The following is a 24,306-nucleotide window of genomic DNA, read 5'->3' as shown; positions in this document are numbered from 1 at the left end:
TCCGTCCGCACCGTCGGGCCGACCCGATCCATCCGCTGCGCCGGGACCGCCCGAACCGCCGGGGAAGCCCATTCCGTGCCCGGTCTGCGGGCCGGAGGTCGGGATGGATCCGCTGTGCGCGGTGGTCACGGTGTCGATCGTGTAGGCGGCGGTGCCGCCGAGCCCGAACAGCAGCGCCGCGGCCGTCACGACCACCGTCAGCCGGCCGAGCCGGTGCGCGCCCACGACCAGGACCAACGCCGTGACGATCGACCCGATCAGCAGGACCCAGCGCAGCGCCGGGAACCAGTCCGGTGTCCGGTTCAGCAGGAAGAAGTTCCACACGCCGGTCGTGGCGAGCATGATGCCGAGTACGCCGCGCGCCGCGATATGCCCACGGGCACGCCACAATTCGACGACCGACAGACCGACGAGCGCCGCGATGGCCGGGGCCAGGGCGACCGTGTAGTACGGGTGCATCGTGCCCTGCATGAAGCTGAACACCACGCCGGTCACGAGAAGCCAACCGCCCCAGAGGATCAGCGCCGCACGGGTGCGTCCGGTGCGCGGCGTGCGGCGGGTCAGCCACAGGCCCGCGACCAGTCCGATCAGTGCCGCCGGGAACAGCCAGGAGATCTCGGTCCCCATCGAGTCGCCGAACATCCGGGTGATCCCGGTGCCGCCGCCGAAGCCGGTGTTGCCACCGCCACCCGGGCCGCCGCCTCCGCCGTTACCGGATCCGCCGAGGACCCGGCCGAGCCCGTTGTAGCCCAGCGCGAGTTCCAGCAGGCTGTTGTTCGTGGATCCGCCGATATACGGTCGCGACCCGGCCGGCCACAGCTCGACGAGCAGGATGTACCAGCCCGAGGAAACGACCACGGCCACCAGCGCGCCCAGCAGCTTGCCGATCCGCCGCCAGATTCCGATCGGCGCAGCGACCAGGAAGACCAGCGCGAACGCGGGCAGCACCAGGAACGCCTGCATCATCTTGGTGAGGAATCCGAATCCGATCGCCACACCGGCCAGCGCCAGCCAGCGCCCGCTGCCACGCTCGGTCGCGCGCACCGTGCAGTAGGCGGCCGCGACCATCAGGAAGACCAGCAGCGCGTCCGGGTTGTTGAACCGGAACATCAGCGCCGCGACCGGCGTGAGCGCGAGCGCGCCACCCGCCAGCAAACCCGCGGCCGGACCGCTCCAGCGCCGCACCGCGGCATACACCAGGCCGACCGACGCCACTCCCATCAACGCCTGCGGCAGCAGCATCGAGAACGAACTGAAGCCGAACAGGCGCCCCGAGAGCCCCATCACCCACAGCGAGGCGGGTGGCTTGTCCACGGTGATGGCGTTACCCGCGTCCAGCGAACCGAACAGCAGCGCCTTCCAGCTCTGTGTGCCCGCCTGCACCGCGGCCGCGTAATAGTCGTTGGCCCAACCATTTTCGCTCAACGCCCACAGATAGGCGACGGCAGTCGCGAGCAGCAGCGCCCACAGCGCCGGACGGGCCCAGCGCGGCTGGTCGTCCGGCCCGAAGAACAGGTGATGCGCCCGCGAGCGCCGCGACGGCGGACTCGGGGTCTGGGGTGCCTCCCGCCGCGCGGGAGCCTCGATCGTGGTCATGGTGGTCCTCTCGTGTCTCGATCCCATGGTCGAGACCCCACCTGGGTCCGCCGTACAACAACGCTGTGGTGTTGCTGTGAGCCCCCTGCGCACCCCACCCACCACCCGATTCGTCCATCCCCACCCCCATCCGCTATCGTTTTCCCATCGCCGAACGGCGAAACGCGGATGTAGCGCAGCTGGTAGCGCATCACCTTGCCAAGGTGAGGGTCGCGGGTTCGAATCCCGTCATCCGCTCCACGAAATACAGCTCGGCAACGTGCAGCGACCGTTCCGAACGTCCTCTCCGATTCTGAAGCTCCCTCATCTACACAACCCGGCTCCGACTGGTCGAAGACTCGGCAATCCGCTCCATGAAACGAACCGGGCAGAGATTGTGATAGTCCGTTCGCCCGATCGAATCGCTCGAAAACCAAGGCTTGTCGGCGGGCACCGCAATACTGAACGGACCCGAAAGTGCTTGGGGGTGTGGTGAGGACGGACGACGAGCCCGACAACAGCCGGTTCACGCTGGCGTGGGGGGAATCTGTATCGCTCGCGACGATGCAGATCACGATGATGCAGGCCGATCTGGCGGCAACCCGAGACCCTGACAAACTCGCGGCGAAACAGGTGGTGTGTGACCAGGCGGTAGCACAGCTGCGCGCGGAACTTACGGCCTCCGAAAAGCTCACCGCCCAAACACAATTCGTATCGGACCTCGCCACCGCGATCGAGTCGGACAGCACTTCCGCGGTGCAGCTGATCGCCGATCACGGCCGGCAAGCGCCGCACAGAATCGACTCCCGCAGCAGATCCTTGCTGTTGCTGGTCGACCTGGTGCTCTTCGACCCTTGGCCCGCCAAACTCGGATGGAATGCCACGGCTCGCCGGGACACACTTCGGGCATTGGCCGCCGGATTTCCCGCTGCCCGGGAATCGGACCTCGATGCGATGCTCACAGAGCACAGAGTGCTCATCCGCCGACTCCGCCGGAAGAACGTCCGCTGGGGGCGAGTAGCCGTGGCCGGCGCGCTCGGCCTCGGCATCGGAGTGGCGACCGCCGGTTGGGCCGCACCACTGATCGGCACCGCAATCGGCACGGCGGCAGGACTTTCCGGCGCGGCGGCGACGTCGGCGGGACTGGCTACCCTCGGTGGCGGAGCGATCGCGGCGGGCGGATTCGGCGTCGCCGGCGGTACCGCGTTGGTCACCGGTGTCGGTGGCATAGCGGTCGCGGGTGTGGCGGCGACCGGCGCACGCTGGACCCCGTGGACGGCCGGACAGGTTGTAGTCGGGGCGATGCGATTGGATCTGATCAACCGAGTGGTGCTCTCGGAGGACACCGATCGCGACGAACAACGCCGGCGGGTGGTGCTGGCGCTGCATCAACGCCTGGAAACGCTCGTCGCCGACCGCGAGTTGCTGATCGAGCGAATCAGGCGGCTCAGCGCCGACAACAAGCGGCTCACCGCGGAGAACCGCCGACTGCGCGACGAGCTGCGCCGCGAACGCGAGCAGGTCGACATGGCCGAGAGCGCTATCGAAGTCGTCCTCAGTCGCATCCCAGAGTCGGCTGCGAGCTGAGATGGACGACTCCATCGATCGAAATCTCGACACCATCAGTCGGCGGATAGCCGAACTAGAGGCTGCCACGGACTCGGCGCTCACGGACGGCGACGCGTCGAATGTTCGTGGACAACCCGCGCCCGCGTCGTACGCCGAAATGACCGAAATCAACGACCGGGTGCGCGCCGAGTCGGGATGGTGCGGAATAGATTTCGATGCCGCTCTGACGCCCGAGCAACGCGCACAGTTCGAGAAGTGGCGGGCACGCCGGCGCATCGTCTGGGATCGCGACGACCTGCTGGCCGTCGGTGTCACGGGGATCATCGGCGCGCTCGCGGCATGGTTCGATTCGACGCTCGATCGGGCCGCTGCCGAGTCGATGACGCCGATTCGGCGCACCGCCCGAATGCGGGCATGGGAGCGAGCAGGAAAACAGCTCCCGATCGACTACACGGGGCCGGGATTCGGCGGGCGAGCCCATCGAGTGCGCTCTGCCGGGCACGATCTCGGCCGCCCGTTCGAGGCATTGAGGCAGATCCGCACCGGTGAATTCCGTGGAGTGCGCTGGGACCACGGGGAAAAGGAAACGATCCCGATATCGGGTCCGTTCCGCGCGGCCGAATCCACCTCGGAGGCGTTGGTGCTGTGGGTCAAGCACCTCGCCGCCGATCTGGTAACACCGATGAGCTTGCCACTGCCCGGATCGTCGTTGCTGTACGAGCTAGACAATCGAGATCTCCGCACCTTCGCCCACGCGGTCTACCTCGGCCCGTCCGCGGGCAACGGGCTCAATGTGCGATCCGGGATCCTTACACCGTCGCTGAGCGTTCTCGCCACCGAGGCGGTCCTGCGCACTCACATTCACGCGAAGGCATACATCGCCACCGGCAGCGCCGATCTCGACGAACGCCGGCAAGCACTGCGGACCGAACTCCTCCTCGCCGCACACGCACTGTCGGGCGCCGCGGCAGCGGGCAAGACTCTGGCCCGATTCGTCGTACTGGACGACAAGAAACGCTGGACGGCAGTGCGCCACATGAACATTCCCTTGCTCCTGCGGATCGGCTGTCTCGCCGCCGAGAACACACACGCGACCCGAACCCGTCGCCGATCCACCGCCGAACCATGGGATGAGCTGGAGCGAATGCTGACCACCCGACCTTGATCGCCACCAGGCCCAACCGGCAGGTACCAGCGGATATCATGGCAGCGATGTCGACCCCACATGTCGAGCGACCGAATCTCCCCGAGTACATGACTTGGGAGGAGCTCGAGCGCCTACCCGACGAGATCGCCGGTCAGATCGAGTTGTGGGACGGTCGGGTCGTATGGGTCCGGCGCGGTCCCGCCGAGCATCAGGACTGCAGCGTAGAACTCCGAAGCGCACTGCGGCGATGTGCACGTGACCATATGTCCAACCATCCTGAACACTGCTGGCGAGCGACTACCGGGACGAACGTTTTCTTCGGTGCCACAGGAAAATCCGACTTCGTGACTCCGGACTTCCTGGTCTACCACTGTCTGGAGCGGAGGTACCAGGAAATCCGAGCCACAGACGTCTACATCGCCGGTGAAGTGCTGTCCCCGTCGAATACCGAGCGTGACATCGAGGCGAAGAAGACCCGGTACGCAGGCGCTGGCATACCCTGGTACTGGGAAGTTTTACTCGGAACCGAACGGCCGATATCGATCGTCCGCGCGTACGCCCTCGAAACCGGTCACGGCCGCCTCCCGGCCGGAGTCTCACCACTACGCCCGGCGAACTATGTCGTCGCAGGCGAGTGGGCCTCCGCGCAGACCGACGGCATCACCTTCGACTTCCCGTTCCCCATCCGGATCCCGTGGAGCGAACTCGAATTCTGATACCCAGCCGAACTCGCGCCCGGGAATTCAGCTCTGGGACAGTAGGTCTCGGCCTAGGTTGGTGGCGGTTTGCTGGAGGAGGGGGATTATCGCGTCCATGTCGAGGCCGGAGACTCGGGCCTGGGGGCCGGAGATGGAGATGGCGGCTCGGGTGGGGGCGTCGGGGACGGCTACGGCGAAGCAGCGGACGCCTATTTCTTGTTCGCCGTCGTCTACCGCGTAGCCCTGGATGCGGATGCGGTCGATTTCGGTGCGCATGACCTCGGGGTCGGTGATGGTGTGGATGGTGCGGGGGCTCATCGAGAGGCGGGCGAGGATGCGGGCGGTCTCGTCGGGGTGCAGCGTGGCCAGGACGGCCTTGCCGACGGCCGTGCAGTGCAGGTCGACGCGCTGACCGACCTCGGTGAACATGCGCATGGCGTGCGGGGAGGGCACCTGGGCGACGTAGACGACCTGGTCGCCGTCGAGGACGGCCATATTGGAGGTCTCGCCGGTCAGGTCGCGCAGGCGGGTCAGATGCGGGCGGGCCGAGGCGCCGAGGACCCGGCTGGCCGTCTCGCCGAGCCGGATCAGCCTGGGCCCCAGCGAATATCGCCGCGACGGCTGCTGGCGGATGTAGCCGCCGGCGATCAGGGTCCGCAGCAGCCGGTGGATGGTGGGCTGCGGCAGGCCGGACGCCTCGGCCAGATGCGACAGCGTCGCCTCACCGCCCGCGTCGGCCACCAGTTCCAGCAGTTCGAAGGCGCGATCGACGGACTGCACCCCGCCGGTCCGCGGACGTGCTTCGGTCACGGCGATCCTTCCGTCGCGGTGGTCGCACCCACCTCATCATCCGGCTCCGCACGAAAGTTCGTATAGCGGAAACAGAATTCTATGATACGGAAGAATAATCCGGTAGCCGGGGTTCTACGGGTTCACCGCGGCACCCGCGACGCGCGCGCGAAGCCGGAACACCTGATGCAGCACGATCGCCGTCAGGCAGCCCGCGCTGATCCCGGACCCCATAATCGTAGCGAGCGGACCCGGCAGACCTTCGTAGAACGACGGGACCACGGTGGGCGTCATACCGATGAACAGTGACACCCCCACGATCAGCGAGTTGACCGGGTCGGCCAGATCGGCCCTGGCCAGCGTCCGGATGCCGCCCGCGGCGACGGTCCCGAACAGCACCAGCCCGGCCCCGCCGAGCACCGGTTTCGGCACCAGCTCGACCACGCCGCTGGCCACCGGGAACAGTCCGAGCAGCACCAGCAGCGCACCGCTGGCCGCCACGATGTAGCGGCTGTACATGCGGCACAACGCGACCAGCCCGACGTTCTGCGCGAAGGCACTGCACGCGAATCCGCCCATGACCGCACTCACCGCGGTGCCGACCCCGACCGCGCGCAGCCCGTCGGCGATGGTGCGCTCGTCGGCCGGTCGCTCGACGATCTCGCCGAGCGCCATCATCGTCGCGGTGCTCTCGGTCATCACCACCAGCATCACGATGGCCATGGTGACGATCGCGCCGATCTGGAACTGCGGCGCCCCGAAGTGCATCGGCGGCACGAATCCGGCGACCGCCGCGCCCCGCAGCGGCGCGGTGTCCACCAGCCCCAGCGGCCAGGCCGCCAGCGAACCCACCACCAGCCCGATCAGCAGCGACAACTGCTTGGCGAACCCGCGCAGGAACCGGTGACAGGCCAGCACCGACAGCAGCGAGACCCCGGCGATCAGCAGATTGCGCATCGGCACCGGAGCCCCCGCACCCGCACCCTCGCCCCGCACCCAGTTCAGGGTGACCGGCAGCAGCGACAGCCCGATGAGTGTGATCACGGTGCCGCCGACCACGGGCGGGAAGAACCGCCGCAGCCGCGAGAAGTACGGCGCCGCAAGGGTTGCCAGCACACCGGCCACGAGGGTCGCGCCGTAGACGGCGGGCAGCGCCGACCCCGGCGACGACGTCTTCACGATGGCCAGCACCGGCGCGACGGCGGCGAAGGAGGCCCCGTTCATCAGCGGCAGCCGCGACCCGAACCGCCACCAGCCCAGCGACTGCAGCAGTGTGGCCAGCCCGGCGCTGAACAGGCTCGCGGTGATGAGCATCGCCTGATCGGCGTGGTTCAGCCCGACCGCAGCCCCGATGATCAGCGGCGGCGCCACCACGCCGGCGACCATCGCCGCGATGTGCTGTAGTCCGCCGGCGAGCAGCCGCCACGGGGACGGCAGTTCGTCCACCGGATGTCGTACGGGCGCTTCGGATTTCGCGGCAGCCATGGCCGCACCTCCTGTTATCGGCGGGCCGGACGGCCGCGGCGGCTCAGCAAAAGGCGGGAATCCCGTGCCACGCCGCACCCGGGTCGGTGGCGTCGTCGCGCTCGACGGTGGCCTCGATCAAGCCGTACGGCCGGTCCGCGGCGATGAAGACCTCACCGGGATTGTCGACGCCGAAACGTTCGAGGTCGTAGCGGAAGTGGTGCTTGTTCGGCGCCGAGAACCGGATCTCGGCCACCTCGCGATGCTGTTCGAGCACCGCACGGCCCATGCTGTACAGGGTCTGTTGCAGCGCGTAGGAGTGCACGGCGGCGAACTGCCGCAACAGGATCGAGCGGATGGAGTCGAAGGACTTGTCCCAGTTCACATCCTGGGCGCGGTCGTAGCGCCAGCGGGCGACCAGGGAGGTGGCCATGATGCGGTCGCTGGTCTCCTCCAGCGTCGTGTACTTGTCCTTGAAGTAGCCGTGGAATTCCGACCCGGTCGACTTCAGCAGCACCAGATCCTTGATGCCGGAGACCACGTGGGCGCGCCGGTCGGGGCCGACCCCGTCCACGTTGATCACCGTCGTCCGCACCCCGCCGCCGCTGCTCACGAACGAGTGGTCGTGCCCGATGCCGTCGACAGGGATTCTGTCCCAGGCGTATTCGTCGATCTCGACGCGCGCGCCGTCCGCGCCCGGGCAGCGGGCGATGAAGTGGTCGGCGAGGGTGAGGCCGAAGTCCTCGATCGCCTCCACGCCCTTCTCCTTGGCGAAGGCGAACACCGTGTTCTTCTGCGTGTCGGTGGGAAGGATGTCGCGCTGATCGCCGGTGATGTGGGCGTCGGCGAACCGGCCCCGCAGCGCCGAGGAGACGTTGAGATCCCGGATCTGGTGGCGCGCGGTATCGCGAACGATCCGCACGAGCCGGTTCTCGGCCTTGCCGTACTGGTTGGGCCCGAGCTGGATGGCCATGGAAGTTCAGCTCCCTCGGTAGGTGGACATGGCGAACGGGGACAGCAGCAGCGGAACGTGGTGGTGCTGCCGCGGATCGGCGACGGTGAAGGTCACGGTCACCTCGGGAAAGAAGCGGTCTCGATCGCCGAAATAGCCCGCGGCGTCGAAGGTCAGGCGATAGTCGCCGGCCTCGACCCGCTCGGGGCCGATATTCGTGACGCGGCCGTCGTCGTCGGTGCGGGCGACGCCCAGGGACCGCCAGCCGTCGCCGGCGCGGGCCTCCAGGCGGGTCTCGACCCCGCGCGCCGGACGCCCGGCGGCGGTATCGAGCACGTGGGTGGTGATGGCGCTGCGGCTCATGGAATAACCATCCGTTCCAGCCGCTTTCGTGCGATCGCGGCGAGTTCTCTTCGGGTGACCAGGATTTCGGCGGCCGGATCGTTGTCCAGCCGGGCCGTGAGATCGGCGAGCAGCTCGCGGCCGCCGCGGCCGGCGGCGCACACCAGGTAGATGTGGCCGAACCTGTCCTCGTAGGCGCGGTTGCCGATGCGCAGCCGCTCGGTCAGGTCGGCATCGGCGGCGTCGACCCCGGACTGCTCGGCCGCCGCCCGGGAGCCGGGTGCGGTGAGCGCCCCGATGCGGGGATGGTCGGCCAGCGCGCGGCGCACCTGGGCCTCGGTGAGCGCCGAGGCCTCCCGCTCGGCCAGCTCCAGCAGGGCGGCGCGGTCGGGGTACGGCCGAGCCGACTCGATCCTGTCGACCCATTCCGCCACGCCCACAACACTTTTCAGGGCCTCCGCCCAGGCCGCGGCGGGCAGTTCGTTGATTCGGGAGATCGGGAGCGAATCCGTCACCGGTATACCTCCGCCCGGTAGACCGGGATTGGGATAGTTCTACATCGCGGAACTTTAGTTCCGTCTGACCGAATGTAAGACCCGTCGCAGCGGCCTGTCAACGCTCCGGCGGAGGTTGGCCCGAATTTCGTTCGAAGTGTTGACCGCCACACTACGGCAGCGTTACCGTCGTATTACGGAAGTTAGTTTCCACATTATGGAATTCACCCCGCCTTTCGTGACATCGAACGAGAGATCGCATGACTGAACAACCACTCCCCTACGCGGTGAACCTGTCCATCCTGTTCACCGAACTCCCCCTGCTCGATCGCCCGGCCGCGGCAAAGGCGGCCGGGTTCGACGCGGTCGAGTTCTGGTGGCCGTTCGCCACCGCCACCCCCGGCGAGGCCGAGGTGGAGGAGTTCGTCCGGGCGATCGAGCGGGCGGACGTCCGGCTCATCGGCCTCAACCTGTTCGCCGGTGACATGCCCGGCGGCGAGCGCGGGCTGGTCTCCTGGCCGGGCCGCGAGCGGGAATTCGCCGACAGCGTGGCGCTCGCCGTGCGAATCGGCCGGCGGCTGGGCTGCCGGGCATTCAACGCGCTGTACGGCAACCGGATCGACGGCGTCGACCCGGCCGAACAGGACGAGGTGGCGGTGCGCAATCTGGCACTGGCCGCCCGCGCGCTCGGCGAGATCGACGGCACCGTCCTGCTCGAGCCGGTCAGCGGGATCGCGGCCTATCCGCTGAAGTCGGCCGCCGATGTGATCGGTGTGCTCGACCGGGTGCGCGCCGCGCAGGGGGCGGCGAATCTCGGCCTGCTCGCCGACCTCTACCACCTGGCGGTCAACGGCGACGACCTGGACAAGGTCGTCGAACGCTACGGCGACCGGATCGCCCACGTGCAGATCGCCGACGCGCCGGGGAGGCACGAGCCCGGCACCGGCGACCTCGACCTCTTCGGTTACGTCGACAAGATCGGCGCGGCCGGATACCGCGGCTACGTGGCCGCCGAATACGTCCCCTCCGGCGCCAGCGCCGACAGTCTCGCCTGGCTGCCCAGCGCGACACGGAGCAATTGAAGGAGCATCTGAATGAGCAAGATCGGATTCATCGGCCTCGGCATCATGGGTTCGCCGATGGCGGGCCATCTCGTCCGGGCCGGGCACGAGGTCACCGGCTTCACCCTCAACGCCGAGGCGCTGGACAAGCTGGAGGCCGAGGGTGGCCGGCGGGCCGGTGATATCGCGGCGGCGGTCGCGGACGCCGAGATCGTGATCACCATGCTGCCCAACCATCCTCAGGTCGAGGAGGTCGTGCTGGGGGCCGAGGGCGTCTTCGCCCACGCGCCGAAAGGCGCTCTGCTGATCGACTTCTCGACCATCCGGCCGGAGAGTTCCCTCGCCGTCGCCGAGGCGGGCGCACAGGCCGGATTCCGGGTCCTGGACGCGCCGGTGTCCGGCGGGCAGGCGGGCGCCGAACAGGGCGTGCTGTCCATCATGGTCGGCGGTACGGAGAGCGATTTCGCCGCTGCCGCACCGATTTTCGAGGCGGTGGGCAAGACCTGGATCCATGTCGGCGAGCACGGCGCGGGCCAGATCGTCAAGGCCGCCAACCAGCTGGTCGTCGGCGGCACCTATGCCCTGGTGGCCGAGGCGATCCTGCTGATGGAGGCGTTGGGCGTCGATGCGGGGAAGGGCCTCGACGTGCTGGCGGGTGGCCTCGCGGGGAGCCGGATCCTGGAACTCAAGCGCGCCTCGATGGTGGCGCGGGAATTCGCGCCCGGATTCCGGATCGACCTGCACCACAAGGACATGGGGATCGTCGCCGACGCCGCGCGCCAGGCCGATATCGCCCTGCCGACCGGCGCGCTGGTGGGTTCGCTCATCGCGGCCGGGCGCGCGCAGGGGTACGGGTCGCTCGACCATTCGGCGCTGCTGAAGGTCGTCGAGAACCTCAACGGGCGGTAGGACCCATGAGACCACCGCGCATCGTCCTGGCCCCGGACAAGTTCAAGGGGTCGCTGACCGCCGCCGAGGTTGCCGAGGCGCTCGCCGCCGGGATTCGGCGGGTGTGGCCGGATGCCGATATCCGCCGGGTGCCGGTGGCCGATGGCGGCGAGGGGACGGTGGAGGCGGCGGTCTCGGCCGGGTTCGACCGTGTCACAACGAACGTCGGCGGCCCCACGGGCGAGACGGTGCGAGCGGCATTCGCGCACAACGGCACCGTCGCGGTCGTGGAGGCGGCGGCCGCGTGTGGCCTGTCGCGGCTGCCGGGCGGCACGCTCGCACCGCTCACCGCGACGAGCATCGGGGTCGGCGAGCTGGTGCGGGCGGCGCTCGATACCGGCTGCCGCACACTGGTTCTCGGTGTGGGCGGCAGCGCGTGTACGGACGGCGGCGCGGGCCTGCTGGACGGCCTCGGGGCCGTCCTGCTGGACGCGGACGGCCGCCCGGCGGGTCCGGGTGGCGGCGGGCTCACCGATATCGCCTACCTCGACCTGCACCGCCTCGATCCACGCATCCACGAGGTCGAGCTGGTGCTCGCGAGTGACGTCGACAATCCACTCCTCGGAACCGACGGCGCGGCAGCGGTTTTCGGGCCGCAGAAGGGCGCGAGTGGAGGGGAGGTAGCGGCGCTGGAGGCCGGGCTGGCGCACTGGGCGCACCTGGTCGCGCGACGCACCGGATTCGATGCCGCCGACCGGCCCGGCGCAGGTGCGGCGGGCGGCATCGGCTTCGCGGCGATCGCGGTGCTCGGCGCTCGGCGGGCCGGAGGCATCGACATCATGCTCGACCTGGTCGGCTTCGACCGCGTCGCGAAGGGCGCCGACCTGGTGATCACCGGCGAAGGCTCCTTGGATGATCAGACGCTGCACGGCAAGGCCCCAGCCGGTGTCGCCGCCCGGTCCGGGATACCGACGATCGCGATCGCGGGCCGGAATCTCCTCGGCGACCAGCAACTCCGCGCCGCCGGTTTCACCGCCGCCTACGCCCTCACCGACCTCGAACCCGACCTCCGGCGCTGCCAGGACAACGCCGCGGAACTCCTGGCCCACCAAGCCGAACGAATTGCCCACACCCATCTCCCCGCGCCGTAGCCACGCCGGTCCTGCGGAGGCCGGGGACCCATCCGCCGTCAATGGGTCCCCGACTTCCGCTGGATCTGCGGACCGCGGTGCCCCGCACCATCGAGAAGTACAGGAGAAGCCGTGAATGCCAGAGTGTTTCGCGCGCGTCGCGTGATCACGCCCCACGGTGAGGGCGCGGCGTCCGTGGTGGTCCGCGCGGGACGCATCACCGAGATCGTGCCCTTCGACGCGCCGGTGAGCGCGGCCGAGGTCGTCGAGATATCCGACGACGCCGTGCTGCTGCCCGGCCTGGTGGACAGTCATGTGCACGTCAACGAGCCGGGCCGCACGGAATGGGAGGGCTTCGCGTCGGCGACGCGCGCGGCGGCGGCCGGGGGCGTCACCACGCTGATCGATATGCCGCTGAACAGCATTCCCGCCACCATCGATACGGCGGCCCTGCGTGCGAAAACCGAAGCGGCGCAGGGTAAATGCCACATCGATGTGGGGTTCTGGGGCGGCGCGGTCGGCGACAACCTCTCGACCCTCCCCGCGCTGGCCGAGGCGGGCGTCTTCGGATTCAAGGCGTTCCTGCTGCCGTCCGGCGTAGACGAGTTCTGCCACCTCAACCGCGACCAGCTGGAGGCGACGGTGCGCGCGGTGGCCGCGATCGACGGACTGCTCATCGTGCACGCCGAGGACCCGGACGTCATCGACGCGGCCCCGGCCCCACACGGACCGAGCTATGCGGATTTCCTCGCCTCGCGTCCCGCCGAGGCCGAGTACCGCGCCATCGAGACCCTGATCGAGCTGGCCGAGAAGTACAGCGCCCGAGTGCATGTGCTGCACCTGTCGGCCGCGACCGCGCTGCCGCTCCTGGCCGCCGCCCGCGCCCGGGGTGTGCGGATCACCGCCGAGACCTGCCCTCACTACCTGACACTCAGCGCCGAGGAGATCCCGGACGGCGACACCGCGTTCAAATGCTGCCCGCCGATCCGCGACCGCGACAACCAGCGACGACTGTGGAACGGGTTGCGAAACAACACTATCGACGCCGTGGTCAGCGACCACTCGCCCAGTACGGTCGATCTCAAACGCGCGGGCGGCGGCGACTTCGGCACGGCGTGGGGCGGTATCGCGGGCCTGCAGGTCGGGCTGTCCGCGGTATGGACGGCCGCGCCCGACTGGGTCGCCCTCACCGACATCGTGCGGTGGACGGCCACCGGCCCCGCCGATCTGGTCGGCCTGAATCACAAGGGGCGCATAGCGATCGGCGCGGACGCCGACTTCTGCGTCTTCGCCCCGCACGAGACCTTCGTCGTCGACGCGGCCGCATTGCGCCAACGCAATCCGATCTCCGCCTACGACGGCCGCGAGCTGCGCGGCGTGGTGCGATCCACCTGGCTGCGCGGCGAGCGGATCACCGGCGACCAACCCCGTGGCCGCCTGCTGCAGAAAGGGATGTAGATGAGTGACTGGTCCCAGCTGCCCGACCTGGCGGCCCGCCAGGTGGGCGGCAGTGTGGTCGCCGCGAACGACGAATTCTTCGCCGAGCGCGAGAATCTCGTGAAGGACGAGGCGCCGGCCTACCGGCCGCACACCTTCACCAACAAGGGTCAGGAGTACGACGGCTGGGAGACCCGGCGCCGTCGCGACGGCAGCGCCGGACCCGACTGGGCGCTGCTGCGCCTCGGCATCGCGGGCGTTCCGGCCGCGATCGTCGTGGACACCGCGTACTTCGTCGGCAACTATCCCCCGCACGTCTCCGTCGAGGGCGCCTGCGTCACCGGGCAGCCCGGCGTCGAGGAACTGCTCGCCGCCGACTGGCACACGGTGGTTCCCCGGTCCCCCGTGGCGGGCGACACGCGCACCGTCTTCGAGGTGTCCGGCGACCGGCGGCTCACCCACGTGCGCCTCAATATGCATCCCGACGGCGGTATCGCGCGGCTGCGGGTGCACGGCACGGCGGTTCCCGATCCGCAGTGGCTCGACGCTGTGCCGTTCGATCTGGCGGCGCTGCACAACGGCGGCCGGGTCGTCGGATGCAGCGACGGATTCTTCTCCCCGCCGAACAATATGCTGCAACCGGGCATCTCGCGCTTCATGGCCGACGGCTGGGAGACCCGGCGGCGGCGCGACGACGGAAACGACTGGGCCACCGTCGCATTGGCGGCCGAGGCGGTGCCGACCGTACTCGAACTCGATACCACCCACTACAAGGGCAATGCGCCCAGCCGTCTCTCACTCGACGGCTACACCGACTCCGGCGAGGTGGTGCCGCTCCTGCCGCCCGTCACCCCGCAGCCGGACGCGCCGCATCGCTTCCGCCTCACCGGTGAGCAGCCGGTGAACCAGGTGCGGCTCAACGTCTTTCCCGACGGCGGCATCGCCCGCCTGCGCCTGTACGGACCGCTTACCCCGGCCGGCCGGCAGGCGCTGCACGACCACTTCATCGCCACCACCACCGGCAACTGACCGAACGGAGATCCCGATGGTCCTGATGTTCCTCAACGGGGACGGCATGCGCGGCGGCCGCCTGCACGACCAGATCGCGGGCGCGCCCCTGCTGCGCACCGCCCGCAGCGCGCCGAAGTACCGCTACTACTCCGTCGCCGACCGCTTTCCGGCCATGATCGCCACCGACGCCGAGGGCCGCGCGGTCGCCGGCGAGGTGTACGACGTGCCGATGGAAGTCCTGCGCGACAACCTGATTCCGGCCGAGCCGCCGGAACTCGAACTGGGCCTCATCGAACTCGACGACGGCACCGCCTGCCTGGCGACCGTCCTGCGCCGCACGGAACTCGGCTCCGCGCAGCTGATCGATATCTCCGATATCGGCGACTGGCGCGCCTACCGCGGGACCGCGGGCTGACATACCCACTCACACCGGATAATTGGAGTACCACCACATGACACGGATGCGGGCCGTCGATGCGGCCGTGAAGATCCTGGAGCTGGAGGGCGCCACCCAGGCCTTCGGCCTGCCCGGCGCCGCGATCAATCCCTTCTACTCGGCGCTGCGCGCGCACGGCGGGATCGCGCACGTGCTGGCCCGCCACGTCGAGGGCGCCGCGCATATGGCCGAGGGATACACCCGGGCCGCGCACGGCAATATCGGCGTGTGCGTCGGGACCTCCGGGCCCGCCGGCACCGATATGATCACCGGCCTGTATTCGGCCATCGCCGATTCGATTCCGATCCTGTGCGTCACCGGGCAGGCGCCGACCGCCCGGCTGCACAAGGAGGACTTCCAGGCCGTCGACATCGCGTCCATCGCGGCGCCGGTGACCAAGATGGCGGTGACCGTGCTGGAACCGGCGCAGGTCCCCGGGGCCTTCCAGCAGGCGTTCCACCTGATGCGCTCGGGACGTCCGGGTCCGGTCCTGATCGATCTGCCGATAGACGTGCAGCTCGCCGAGATCGAATTCGATCCCGACACCTATCAGCCGCTGCCGGTGTACAAACCGGCCGCGACCCGCGCGCAGGCCGCCAAGGCGCTGGACATGCTGACCGCGTCGCAGCGGCCCCTGATCGTCGCCGGTGGCGGCATCATCAACGCCGGCGCGGAGGACCTGCTGGTCGAATTCGCCGAACTGCTGCGCGTGCCGGTGGTGCCGACGCTGATGGGCTGGGGCATCGTGCCCGACGATCACGAATTGCAGGCCGGGATGGCCGGTTTGCAGACCGCCACCCGTTACGGCAACGCCACCCTGCTGGCGTCGGATTTCGTCCTCGGCATCGGGAACCGGTGGGCCAACCGCCACACCGGCGGGCTCGAAACCTACCGCAAGGGACGCACTTTCGTGCACGTGGACATCGAGCCGACGCAGATCGGCCGGGTGTTCCCGCCCGACTACGGCATCGCCTCCGACGCCGAGGCGGCGCTGGAGCAGCTGATCGCGGTGGCGCGGGAACGCCGGGCGGCCGGGACGCTGCCCGACTATTCGGCATGGGTGGACGAATGCACCCTGCGTAAGCGGACACTGCACCGCAAGACGCATTTCGACAACGTCCCGGTGAAACCGCAGCGGGTGTACGAGGAGATGAACCGCGCGTTCGGTCGCGACACCCGGTACGTGTCGACGATCGGGCTCTCGCAGATCGCGGGCGCCCAGATCCTGCACGTCTACAAGGCGCGCAACTGGATCAACTGCGGCCAGGCGGGGCCGCTCGGCTGGACCGTGCCCGCGGCGCTCGGCGTGGTCGCGGCCGACCCGGAGGCGAATGTCGTTGCGCTGTCAGGTGATTACGACTTCCAGTTCATGATCGAGGAACTCGCCGTCGGCGCCCAGTTCCACCTGCCGTACGTGCACGTACTGGTGAACAACTCCTATCTGGGCCTGATCCGCCAGGCGCAGCGGGCCTTCGACATGGACTACTACGTCCAGCTCGGCTTCGACAACATCAATGCCGACGATTCGATCGGCCAGGCCAAGGGCTACGGCGTCGACCACGTCCGCGTCGCGGAAGGCTTGGGCTGCAAGGCGATCCGTGTCGAGCACCCCGACGACATCGCCCCCGCCCTCACCCGCGCCCGCCACCTGGCCGACGAGTTCCGCGTCCCCGTGGTCGTGGAGATCATTCTGGAGAAGATCACCAACATCTCCATGGGCGCCACCGATATCGACAAGATCACCGAATTCGAGGACCTCGCCGAATCGCCCGCCGACGCCCCCACCGCCCTCCTCCCCTTGGCCTGACCAGGCGACTTCCCGTCCATTGCGCGCGTGGATTCCGGCCAAAAGCGTGCCGGAAACAAGGAAGGGTGCGTGTCCGACGCGAAGAGGTGGGCCGCGAGAAGCGGGGGCATTACACCGCCTCGGCCGGGACATACGCTGCGCGGGTGCGAAAGATCGGCAAACGGGTACGGGTGGCAGGAATGGCCGCGGCCGTCGCCGGGGCGGTGTTGACGGCTGTGCCGGGGCAGGCGGCGGCGGCCGAGTGTGGCGGGTGGCAGGTCGACACCGTGGCCCGCGGGCTCGAGCAGGTGGAGAATCTCGAGCCCGACGGGGAGGGCGGGTTCTACCTGGCCGGGGATACGAAGGTCTACCGGATGGGTGCGGCCGGGGAGGTGCGCACCGTGCTCGATCACCTGGCGGCCCCCGGCGGGTTGCAGCGGGACGGGAACGATCTGTACTTCCTGACCCGCCAGGACGGCAAGCTCCAACGGCTGGACATCACCTCCGGGCGCCTGGACCAGCCGATCGATTTCGCGGGCAACGGGTTGCTGCGTCTGCCGGGCGGCGACTTCCTGACCACCTGGGTCGGCACGGAAGGTGGGCCGCCAAGGGGCCTGACCCGGTATTGGCACGACACGGGTGCGGTGCAACCGAATTGGTCACCGGTGCCGCACGGCGAAGGGCTGGCGCTGTCCCCCGACCACCGCACCGTCTACACCGACGACCTGTTCACGGGGCAGATCTATCGCGTCCCGCTGGACGACCCGGGCAGCTGGAGCATCGTCACGACCCTGCCCGGATTCTTCCCCAGCCCCGACGATCTGACCATGTCGCGGGCGGGCGATCTCTACGTCGCCGCGCACTTCACGGGAACGATCTACCGCGTCGACCCGGAGTCCGGAGCGAGTTGTCCCGTCGCCACGGGCCTGTCGGGCGGCTGGACGGGCCCGAGTTCGGTCCGCATCGGCCCGGACGGCGACGGCTGGGCGCTCTACGCCACGCTCTTCGACGGCACGGTCCGGCGGATCAGGCCACCGGCCGGTGCCGACCTCGCTCCCGCCTGAACTCCGTCCGCGCCCGCCCCGCAGGTCCGCCGTCGCGAAAGATCCCGGGCAACTATGTTCGGAGGTAACCAGGAGCCGACCAACCAGGAAGCGGGTGCGATGCACTGGGACCAGATGACCGCCACATCCGATGATCTGCGCAAACGCGCGACACGGCTGCGCCGCGGGGTCGGGCAGCTGGGCATGATCGAGGCGATCCTCGACGCGGCGAGCGGTCCCTGGCTGGGCGCCATGGACGCCGACGGGCGCGGCACCGCGGAGCTGCGGATGCACCTGGCCGGGCGTTATCGCCTCACGGCCGTCGTCACCAGCGCGGGAAAACTCACCATCGTCCAGATGCAGACCCCGGGCCCGGAGCCCGAGCGGGTGCTGTCCTCGAAGCCCGGACTCCGGCGAGGCTGGGAGTCGGCCGAGGAGGAGATGCCCAAACAGCCCGACTGGCTGGACTACGTGGTCGACTGGGTCGCGAACGCCAGCGCCGACGTGGACCGGCGCGCGGTCATCGAATGGCATCTCGAGGGCCACGACCGCCAGCTCGCGGCCATGAACGACACCATCGACAGCCTCCGGCTCAGCCTCCGCGAACGCGAAGAACTCCGCGACGAACTCGCCGCGGAGATCACGAACCTGAGAACCGAACTCGACGCGCTGAACGGCACGCCCGCGGATCAGTAGGCGATGAACAGGATCTCGTCGCGCGAGTAGTCGTGCCCGGGATGGTTCTCGGCCAGGTGCCGCTGTGTCTTCTCCACGAGATCGTCCTCGTCGGTGCCCACGATGGCTTCTCCACAGGGGCAGTTCAGATTTCGCTTCATCGGCGGTCCTTCCTCTCGTCGATTCCGAGTCTAGGTGCCGGTGGACTCGGCGGCATACCGGTCGGCCAGTTTCGCGTAGTCGTCGAGGATGCGCAGCGATTCCGATTCCGGCACGGTCGGCAACGACAGCGTCACGCGCCGCACCCCGGCCTCGGCGTACGCGTCGAGAATCGCCGGATCGGGCGCGACGGGAGTGACGGCGACCGGCACATCGTGCCCGGCGACCAGGGCGAGCTGCGCCCGGACGGCGTCCGGATCGGGCGCGCCGTTGGGCACCCAGCCGACGCCGTGGCGGATCGCGCGCTTGGCCGCGGCCTCGGCGCCGCCGATGAAGATCGGGGGATGCGGCCGCTGCACCGGCTTCGGCCACGCGAACATCGGATCGAAATCCACGAAGCGCCCGTGATATTCGGCGAGGTCCTGGGTCCAGATCCGGACCAGCGCCTCGAGCTGCTCGTCCAGTAGCGCGCCGCGGGTCTTCGGATCGGTGCCGTGGTCGGCCATCTCCTCGCGATTCCAGCCGACGCCGACGCCGAAGACGAACCGGCCGCCGGACAGCAGGTCGAGGGAGGCGACCTCCTTCGCGGTGTGGATGAGATCGCGCTGGATGAGCAGGGTGACGCCGGTGCCGAGAATCAGCGTCTCGGTCGCCTGCGCCACGGCCGCGAGCGCGACGAACGGGTCGAGGGTGCGGTAGTAGACCCGGGGCAGTTCGCCGCCGCCGGGATACGCGGATTCGCGGCTGGCGGGGATGTGGGAATGCTCGGCGAGGAACAGGGATTCGAACCCGCGTTCCTCCAGCGCCACGCCCAGTTTCGGCCCGCTGATTCCTTCGTCGGTGAGGAAGGTGTTGACTCCGATCTTCATACCGGGGCGAACCACCCGGCCGTGGCAATTTATTTCACCATCAGCAAACCGGCCGGTAACGTTCGTCGCCGCTGCCGCGACGTCCTCGATGACACATGCCCGTCGGGGGGCTTTGTCCATTCACTTGTCGGATCATCTGGAATGGAATCAGGACATGGCTCTTCGCGAGTTCCTTGCGCGCCACCGCATCGCCACGGCGGCGGCCGCACCGGCGGTGCTGGGCGTGGCGGCGATCGTCGCCGCGTCGTTCGCACTGACGTCGTCCCCGCAGACCCGGGACACCCAGCTCACCTCGTCGGTCACCGAATGCCACGACATGGTGACCATCTCGGTCGCGGGCCGCAACGACACCCCCGTCGAGGGCACCACGAAAATGCTGGTCGACGCGAACGGCAACGAACTACCCGCCGCACTGTCGGGCGACCACAGCAGCGAATGGGTCGATCCGGTGGTCAACGCCCCGGCCGGCGCCGTCGACCCGGGCTCCTACGCCGCGGTCTACATCGCCTATCCGGCGAATATGAACACCTACGAGGACGCCGTGAACACCGGCGTGGCGAACACTCAGAAGGTGATGCGGGAGATCGCGCAGGCGTGCCCCGACACCAAGTTCTCGATCGTCGGCTACAGCGAGGGCGCCGACGTCGTCCGCCGCGTCGCCACCGGGATCGGGCACGAGGCGCCCGGTAAGGACGGCGCCTACAGCGTCGTGAACCCGGACAACGTCGTCGGCGTCGTCATCCTCGCCGACGCGGGCCGCTCCGCCGGAGAGGGACCGTTCCCGGGCGCGAAGGATCCGAACCACCCCGACGGCTTCGACCAGGGCTACGGCGGGAAGCCGGTCGCCGGGCAGGGCGCGCTGCCGGGCACCAGCGGTGACTTCGGCTCGCTGAACGGCAAGGTCGCCTCGTTCTGCTCCGACGGCGATCTCACGTGCTCCGCGCCGCAGAACATCTCGCTGCTGCAACTGGCGGTGAACGTCGGTCGGCAGCTGAATGTCGACGCACTGCAGAAGGACGGGCTCACACCCGCCACGGGGCAGGATGTCGCCGTGGTCCTCGGCCGCATCGCGATGGCCGCCTTCGCCGACATCCAGTCGCAGCCGAACTGGATGGCGAGCGACGAGACGTTCCTCCAGGTCCTGCTGCGGGTGTCGGACCCGGCCTACAAGCCGGGCCAGGCGCCGAAGACGCCTGCCAAGGCGGATTCGATCTCGACCGGCGAGATGTCGCCGCTGGCCTACCTGCCGCAGAAGGTCCTCAACGAGATCGTCGGCCTCATCGTGACCAACCAGAACACGATTCCCGTGGTGCTGAGCGATCCCTACCAGCAGACCTTCGGGCCGGACCACACCGGTCACCACTTCGACTACTGGAAGGACGCCGACCCGGCCAACGGCAAGCCGATGACCTCGTCCGAGTACGCGGCCGCCTGGCTCACCCACCTCGCGCAGCAGGCGCAGGCGGGTAAGCAGGTCGACCCGGCGTCCAAGCCGGAGGAGGCCGATCTGGCCGCGGCGTACAAGGCTGCGACCACGTCGAACGCTCCGACCAGTACGCCGACCACGGCTCCGGCCACCACGACGCCGAAGTCCGGGACCACCACTCCCGCACCGACGTCCATTACGCCGAACACCACCACACCTCCGGCGACCACATCCACCGAGAGCCAGACGACAACCACCACGGCACCAACGACAACCACCACCCCGCCCACGACCACGACGACGACCACGACGACCGCCCCGGCGACCACGACGTCGAAGTAGTCCGAACAGCCGGAAGGCCGAGTGCCGCACGGGCACTCGGCCTTTTCCGTTCCCAGGTCAGCCGAACGTTCCGGCCACGTAGGAACCACCCTGCTGACGCAGGATCACGCCGAGCCGGTTGGCGGCGTTGATCTGCGCGACCAGGGAGACCAGGGCCGCGACCTGCTCGTCGTCGTAGTGCTTGCGCACCTCGGCCCAGGTGTCGTCGGAGACGCCGGGCTGGGCGTCGGAGATCCGGGTGCCCTCCTCGCCGAGGGCCAGCGCGGCCCGCTCGGCATCGGTGAACACGGTCGATTCCCGCCAGGCGGCGACCAGGTTGACGCGCACCGCGCTCTCTCCCGCGTGGGCGAGGTCCTTGCTGTGCGCGTCGGTGCAGTAGCCGCAGCCGTTGATCTGGCTGACGCGCAGCATCACCAGATCCTGGGTGACCTTCGGCAGCGACGATTGCATGATCGCCAGGCTGGCATTGCCGAACCGCTTGGCGAACTTGGCGCCGATCTCCGTGCCGGCCAGGTCCATACGGGATGTCATGATGTCGTCCTCACTCGTCGTCTTGCGTCGAACGAACACAAGATGCCGGTCGCCGGTCGGTCGTGACGGCTCGTCTCTGTGACATAGACCACCGGCCCCGGGTGTCACAGAACGGCCGAATCGAGCGTCTCGTGCCCGTACCGATATCCCATGAAGGAGAGCCACCGATGAGCGAGCGCCCGGACTCCGCGACCGAGACCTTCGTCGCCCACCGCAACCTGCTCTTCACCGTCGCCTACGAGATGCTCGGTTCGGCCGCCGACGCGGAGGACGTGCTGCAGGAGACCTGGATGAAGTGGGTGGGCGTCGACCTCGACACGGTCGTGGACCGCCGGGCCTACCTGGTCCGGATCACCACCCGCCAGTCGCTCACCCGGTTGCGCAGCCTCGGCCGCCGCCGCGAGTCCTATGTGGGACCCTGGCTGCCCGAACCGCTGCTGACCGCGCCCGACGTGGCCGAGGACGTCGAGCTGGCGGACAGCGTTTCGATGGCGATGCTGCTGGTGCTCGAGACGCTGACGCCGACCGAGCGCGCGGTGTTCGTGCTGCGGGACGTCTTCGATCTGGACTACAACGAGATCGCCGCGGCCGTGGGCAAGACCTCGGCCGCGGTCCGCCAGATCGCCCACCGCGCCCGGTCGCACGTCGCCGCGCGCCGCCCCCGCGGACCCGTCTCGCCGACGGAATCCCGGGCGGCGCTGGAGGCGTTCCAGCGCGCCATCGAAACCGGCGACCTCCAGGGCCTGCTCGACCGCCTGGCGCCCGATGTCGTATTCCTGGGCGACGGCGGCGGCATCAAGCAGGCCGCGCTGCACCCCGTCGTGGGCGCGCGCCCGGTGGCGAACCTGCTGTCCCTCGGCCTGCCCCGGATCAAGCGGCTGATGTCGGTCGAGCAGGCGCAGATCAACGGCTACCCGGCGCTGATCCTGCGGGTCGACGGGGAGGTCGACACCGTGATGACGCTGCGCGTCGAGGAGGGCCTCATCACCGGCCTCTACTCCGTGCGCAATCCCGAGAAGCTGTCGCGCCTCGAGCACGAGACCGCCGTCAGCCGCTGATCAGCCGTGCCCGTCCCGGCCCGGCGCGGCGGCTTCGGTGGCAGTGATGGTGCGGCGCAGCAGATCTCGCGCGGCATCGAGTTCGGTTGCGCGACGGTCCAATTCGTCCAGGCGCTCCCGGAGGGCGGGGAGGACACCGCGACGCTCCTCCGAGGTGCGCGGCCTCGTCCTCGGCGGGACGGCGCACCGGCTGCTGAGTGACGCACCCGTAATCACGCAAGGGCCGTAAACACCACGGGCACGCCCCGAATCGGGCACCGTGGACACATGGATGTGTTGCGTGACTTTGCGATGCTGGCTCTGCGAATCGATCGGCTCGTGACCGAACATCCCGTGGGGAGTTGGATTCTCGACTACCGGGGGCCCGAGGACTTGCGAGTCCGCGTCGCGAACGAGCCGGCGGCCGAGCCCGCCGCGCTCGTCCAGGACGCCGAGGATCTGTGCGCGGCCGTTCGCGACGAGGATCCCGCGCTGGCCGAGCAGGTCGAGGCGCTGCGGACCATCGCCCGGCGGCTGAACGGCGAGCGGCTGTCGCTGCGCGAGCAGGTGCGCGGCATGCTCGGCCTCGAGGCCGAATGGATCGGCGACGATGTACTCGGCGAGGCGCACCGGTTGCTGGACGAGGGGCTGCCCCGGTCCGGAGGCACGCTCGCCGACCGGATGCACGCCTGGCGGGCCGCGCACAGCCTGCCGCCCGGGCATACCGAACGGCTGGCCGAGCTGATCCGCGCCGCGCTGGCCGAGACCCGGTTGCGCACCGAGGCCCTGCTCCCCCTGCCCGGACATATCGACGTGACGGTCGAATTCACGCCCGGCCCGTTTCGCGGACTCCATCTCGGCGGCGCCAGCGGCATCGTCTTCGTGGACGGCGACCTGCCGTTCAATCTCGCCGATCTGCTCCAGGTCGTCGCGCACGAATCCATCCCGGGCCATATCTGCGAGTACATGCTGAAGGAGATGGACCAGGGGCACCGGCCGGATACCCAGGTGCGTTTCATGCCCTCGCCGGCCTCCGTGGTGTCGGAGGGCATCGGCCTGCACGCCCCGCAGGAGGTGTTCCCGGACGATTCGGCCCAGCGCTGGCTGCTCGACAATGTCGAAGAGCTACACCCGGATTCGAGCGATTTCGCGAAGATCCACCGTGCCCGCACCCTCCTGTGGGGCGCGTACTGCAATGCCGCGCTGCTGGTGGCCGACGGCAAGTCGTGGGCGGAGGTCCGCGCCTATCTGGCCGATACCGCCCTGGCCTCCGACGACGAACTGGCCTTCATGGTGAACTTCCTGGGCACGCCGTTCACGGAGCCCTACATCTTCAGCTACTACCACGGCTGGCGGCTGCTGGAGCCGCATCTGTCCGATCCCGGATTCCTGGAAAAGGTTCTCACCGAACAGCTTCCGGTCTCGTCGCTGCTCACCTGACGGGT

Annotated in this window: 25 protein-coding genes and 1 tRNA gene; 16 read left to right on the top strand and 10 right to left on the bottom strand. The window is 69.0% G+C overall.

Features of this window, described 5'->3' with window-relative positions:
* Positions 1-1,596 (bottom strand): glycosyltransferase family 39 protein (locus tag ON41_RS31425; RefSeq protein WP_040751763.1); only part of this gene is annotated, 1,596 nt, incomplete at its 3' end.
* Between the two features lie 164 nt (positions 1,597-1,760).
* Here ON41_RS31425 and ON41_RS31420 point away from each other — a divergent pair.
* From ON41_RS31420 to ON41_RS31405, 4 genes are all read left to right on the top strand, one after another.
* A tRNA-Gly gene (locus ON41_RS31420) sits at positions 1,761-1,836 on the top strand.
* Positions 1,837-2,064: 228 nt separating this feature from the next.
* A complete protein-coding gene (locus ON41_RS31415; RefSeq protein WP_040751762.1) occupies positions 2,065-3,162 on the top strand; it encodes a hypothetical protein in 1,098 nt (365 codons plus the stop codon).
* A 139-nt stretch (positions 3,163-3,301) separates the two neighbouring features.
* Entirely contained in the window at positions 3,302-4,309 is a 1,008-nt protein-coding gene (locus ON41_RS42545) for a hypothetical protein (RefSeq protein WP_174411379.1), read from the top strand.
* Between the two features lie 47 nt (positions 4,310-4,356).
* Positions 4,357-5,007, top strand: coding sequence for a Uma2 family endonuclease (locus tag ON41_RS31405; RefSeq protein ID WP_040751760.1), 651 nt, complete (start codon positions 4,357-4,359; stop codon positions 5,005-5,007).
* A gap of 27 nt (positions 5,008-5,034) precedes the next feature.
* Here ON41_RS31405 and ON41_RS31400 read toward each other — a convergent pair whose 3' ends face one another.
* The 5 genes from ON41_RS31400 to uraD all read right to left on the bottom strand — a co-directional run bounded on the left by ON41_RS31400 (position 5,035) and on the right by uraD (position 9,051).
* Complete coding sequence (locus tag ON41_RS31400; protein ID WP_276325763.1) at positions 5,035-5,799, bottom strand: IclR family transcriptional regulator; 765 nt, start codon at positions 5,797-5,799, stop codon at positions 5,035-5,037.
* A gap of 114 nt (positions 5,800-5,913) precedes the next feature.
* Positions 5,914-7,263: a nucleobase:cation symporter-2 family protein gene (locus ON41_RS31395; RefSeq protein WP_040751757.1), complete on the bottom strand. Its 1,350-nt coding sequence runs from the start codon at positions 7,261-7,263 to the stop codon at positions 5,914-5,916.
* Between the two features lie 43 nt (positions 7,264-7,306).
* Positions 7,307-8,215, bottom strand: a complete 909-nt coding sequence (pucL, locus tag ON41_RS31390) for a factor-independent urate hydroxylase (RefSeq protein ID WP_040751755.1) — start codon at positions 8,213-8,215, stop codon at positions 7,307-7,309.
* Positions 8,216-8,221: 6 nt separating this feature from the next.
* The gene (gene uraH, locus ON41_RS31385) at positions 8,222-8,557 is read right to left on the bottom strand and encodes a hydroxyisourate hydrolase (protein WP_040751754.1); all 336 of its coding nucleotides are present in this window, start codon (positions 8,555-8,557) and stop codon (positions 8,222-8,224) included.
* Positions 8,554-9,051, bottom strand: a complete 498-nt coding sequence (gene uraD, locus ON41_RS31380; protein WP_157185680.1) for a 2-oxo-4-hydroxy-4-carboxy-5-ureidoimidazoline decarboxylase — start codon at positions 9,049-9,051, stop codon at positions 8,554-8,556. The genes uraH and uraD overlap by 4 nt, the downstream gene beginning before the upstream one ends.
* A gap of 239 nt (positions 9,052-9,290) precedes the next feature.
* Between uraD and ON41_RS31375 the strand changes: the two genes are divergently transcribed.
* From ON41_RS31375 to ON41_RS31335, 9 genes are all read left to right on the top strand, one after another.
* The gene (locus ON41_RS31375) at positions 9,291-10,112 is read left to right on the top strand and encodes a hydroxypyruvate isomerase family protein (RefSeq protein WP_040751751.1); all 822 of its coding nucleotides are present in this window, start codon (positions 9,291-9,293) and stop codon (positions 10,110-10,112) included.
* A 12-nt stretch (positions 10,113-10,124) separates the two neighbouring features.
* The gene (locus tag ON41_RS31370; protein ID WP_040751749.1) at positions 10,125-11,000 is read left to right on the top strand and encodes a 2-hydroxy-3-oxopropionate reductase; all 876 of its coding nucleotides are present in this window, start codon (positions 10,125-10,127) and stop codon (positions 10,998-11,000) included.
* A 5-nt stretch (positions 11,001-11,005) separates the two neighbouring features.
* The gene (locus ON41_RS31365; RefSeq protein WP_040751748.1) at positions 11,006-12,130 is read left to right on the top strand and encodes a glycerate kinase; all 1,125 of its coding nucleotides are present in this window, start codon (positions 11,006-11,008) and stop codon (positions 12,128-12,130) included.
* A 111-nt stretch (positions 12,131-12,241) separates the two neighbouring features.
* Positions 12,242-13,567 (top strand): allantoinase AllB, encoded by a 1,326-nt coding sequence (gene allB, locus ON41_RS31360; protein ID WP_040751747.1) that lies wholly within the window; start codon positions 12,242-12,244, stop codon positions 13,565-13,567.
* A complete protein-coding gene (gene alc, locus ON41_RS31355) occupies positions 13,568-14,575 on the top strand; it encodes an allantoicase (RefSeq protein ID WP_051162891.1) in 1,008 nt (335 codons plus the stop codon).
* A 16-nt stretch (positions 14,576-14,591) separates the two neighbouring features.
* Positions 14,592-14,972, top strand: a complete 381-nt coding sequence (locus ON41_RS31350; RefSeq protein WP_040751746.1) for an allophanate hydrolase-related protein — start codon at positions 14,592-14,594, stop codon at positions 14,970-14,972.
* A gap of 37 nt (positions 14,973-15,009) precedes the next feature.
* Positions 15,010-16,800, top strand: a complete 1,791-nt coding sequence (gene gcl, locus ON41_RS31345; protein WP_040751745.1) for a glyoxylate carboligase — start codon at positions 15,010-15,012, stop codon at positions 16,798-16,800.
* 143 nt (positions 16,801-16,943) lie between these two features.
* Positions 16,944-17,843: an SMP-30/gluconolactonase/LRE family protein gene (locus tag ON41_RS31340; RefSeq protein WP_246829638.1), complete on the top strand. Its 900-nt coding sequence runs from the start codon at positions 16,944-16,946 to the stop codon at positions 17,841-17,843.
* A gap of 114 nt (positions 17,844-17,957) precedes the next feature.
* Positions 17,958-18,518, top strand: a complete 561-nt coding sequence (locus ON41_RS31335; protein WP_157185679.1) for a hypothetical protein — start codon at positions 17,958-17,960, stop codon at positions 18,516-18,518.
* Here the strand turns inward: ON41_RS31335 and ON41_RS39815 are convergent.
* Together ON41_RS39815 and ON41_RS31330 are read right to left on the bottom strand one after the other, a co-directional pair.
* The gene (locus ON41_RS39815; protein WP_063709981.1) at positions 18,512-18,658 is read right to left on the bottom strand and encodes a hypothetical protein; all 147 of its coding nucleotides are present in this window, start codon (positions 18,656-18,658) and stop codon (positions 18,512-18,514) included. The genes ON41_RS31335 and ON41_RS39815 overlap by 7 nt on opposite strands.
* A 30-nt stretch (positions 18,659-18,688) precedes the next feature.
* On the bottom strand, positions 18,689-19,525 hold the full coding sequence (locus ON41_RS31330) for an LLM class F420-dependent oxidoreductase (RefSeq protein WP_040751743.1): 837 nt from the start codon (positions 19,523-19,525) through the stop codon (positions 18,689-18,691).
* Positions 19,526-19,679: 154 nt separating this feature from the next.
* On the opposite strand from ON41_RS31330, the gene ON41_RS31325 reads away from it, so the two are divergent.
* Positions 19,680-21,293, top strand: a complete 1,614-nt coding sequence (locus ON41_RS31325; RefSeq protein ID WP_040751775.1) for a cutinase family protein — start codon at positions 19,680-19,682, stop codon at positions 21,291-21,293.
* A gap of 57 nt (positions 21,294-21,350) precedes the next feature.
* On the opposite strand, the gene ON41_RS31320 is transcribed toward ON41_RS31325, so the two are convergent.
* The gene (locus ON41_RS31320) at positions 21,351-21,824 is read right to left on the bottom strand and encodes a carboxymuconolactone decarboxylase family protein (RefSeq protein ID WP_040751774.1); all 474 of its coding nucleotides are present in this window, start codon (positions 21,822-21,824) and stop codon (positions 21,351-21,353) included.
* A 167-nt stretch (positions 21,825-21,991) separates the two neighbouring features.
* On the opposite strand from ON41_RS31320, the gene ON41_RS31315 reads away from it, so the two are divergent.
* Positions 21,992-22,882 carry an RNA polymerase sigma-70 factor gene (locus ON41_RS31315; protein WP_051162887.1) on the top strand — a complete coding sequence of 297 codons (891 nt, stop codon included), beginning with the start codon at positions 21,992-21,994 and terminating at the stop codon, positions 22,880-22,882.
* Here the strand turns inward: ON41_RS31315 and ON41_RS41940 are convergent, their stop codons facing one another.
* Complete coding sequence (locus tag ON41_RS41940) at positions 22,883-23,098, bottom strand: hypothetical protein (protein ID WP_157185678.1); 216 nt, start codon at positions 23,096-23,098, stop codon at positions 22,883-22,885.
* 51 nt (positions 23,099-23,149) lie between these two features.
* Between ON41_RS41940 and ON41_RS31310 the strand changes: the two genes are divergently transcribed.
* Positions 23,150-24,301: a hypothetical protein gene (locus ON41_RS31310; protein ID WP_051162885.1), complete on the top strand. Its 1,152-nt coding sequence runs from the start codon at positions 23,150-23,152 to the stop codon at positions 24,299-24,301.
* Positions 24,302-24,306: the final 5 nt, after the last annotated feature.

The organism is Nocardia transvalensis NBRC 15921 (genome assembly GCF_000308875.1).
In the GTDB taxonomy this organism is placed as follows: domain Bacteria; phylum Actinomycetota; class Actinomycetes; order Mycobacteriales; family Mycobacteriaceae; genus Nocardia; species Nocardia transvalensis.
This window is presented reverse-complemented; position numbering and strand designations above follow the sequence as displayed.

Bases quoted from the DNA above. Each gene is read 5' to 3' on its own strand.
- ON41_RS42545 (WP_174411379.1), top strand. From the start codon at position 3,302: ATGACCGAAATCAACGACCGGGTGCGCGCCGAGTCGGGATGGTGCGGA.
- ON41_RS31405 (WP_040751760.1), top strand. From the start codon at position 4,357: ATGTCGACCCCACATGTCGAGCGACCGAATCTCCCCGAGTACATGACT.
- ON41_RS31395 (WP_040751757.1), bottom strand. From the start codon at position 7,263: ATGGCTGCCGCGAAATCCGAAGCGCCCGTACGACATCCGGTGGACGAA.
- pucL (WP_040751755.1), bottom strand. From the start codon at position 8,215: ATGGCCATCCAGCTCGGGCCCAACCAGTACGGCAAGGCCGAGAACCGG.
- uraH (WP_040751754.1), bottom strand. From the start codon at position 8,557: ATGAGCCGCAGCGCCATCACCACCCACGTGCTCGATACCGCCGCCGGG.
- ON41_RS31375 (WP_040751751.1), top strand. From the start codon at position 9,291: ATGACTGAACAACCACTCCCCTACGCGGTGAACCTGTCCATCCTGTTC.
- ON41_RS31370 (WP_040751749.1), top strand. From the start codon at position 10,125: ATGAGCAAGATCGGATTCATCGGCCTCGGCATCATGGGTTCGCCGATG.
- ON41_RS31365 (WP_040751748.1), top strand. From the start codon at position 11,006: ATGAGACCACCGCGCATCGTCCTGGCCCCGGACAAGTTCAAGGGGTCG.
- alc (WP_051162891.1), top strand. From the start codon at position 13,568: ATGAGTGACTGGTCCCAGCTGCCCGACCTGGCGGCCCGCCAGGTGGGC.
- ON41_RS31350 (WP_040751746.1), top strand. From the start codon at position 14,592: ATGGTCCTGATGTTCCTCAACGGGGACGGCATGCGCGGCGGCCGCCTG.
- gcl (WP_040751745.1), top strand. From the start codon at position 15,010: ATGACACGGATGCGGGCCGTCGATGCGGCCGTGAAGATCCTGGAGCTG.
- ON41_RS31335 (WP_157185679.1), top strand. From the start codon at position 17,958: ATGACCGCCACATCCGATGATCTGCGCAAACGCGCGACACGGCTGCGC.
- ON41_RS39815 (WP_063709981.1), bottom strand. From the start codon at position 18,658: ATGAAGCGAAATCTGAACTGCCCCTGTGGAGAAGCCATCGTGGGCACC.
- ON41_RS31330 (WP_040751743.1), bottom strand. From the start codon at position 19,525: ATGAAGATCGGAGTCAACACCTTCCTCACCGACGAAGGAATCAGCGGG.
- ON41_RS31325 (WP_040751775.1), top strand. From the start codon at position 19,680: ATGGCTCTTCGCGAGTTCCTTGCGCGCCACCGCATCGCCACGGCGGCG.
- ON41_RS31320 (WP_040751774.1), bottom strand. From the start codon at position 21,824: ATGACATCCCGTATGGACCTGGCCGGCACGGAGATCGGCGCCAAGTTC.
- ON41_RS31315 (WP_051162887.1), top strand. From the start codon at position 21,992: ATGAGCGAGCGCCCGGACTCCGCGACCGAGACCTTCGTCGCCCACCGC.
- ON41_RS31310 (WP_051162885.1), top strand. From the start codon at position 23,150: ATGGATGTGTTGCGTGACTTTGCGATGCTGGCTCTGCGAATCGATCGG.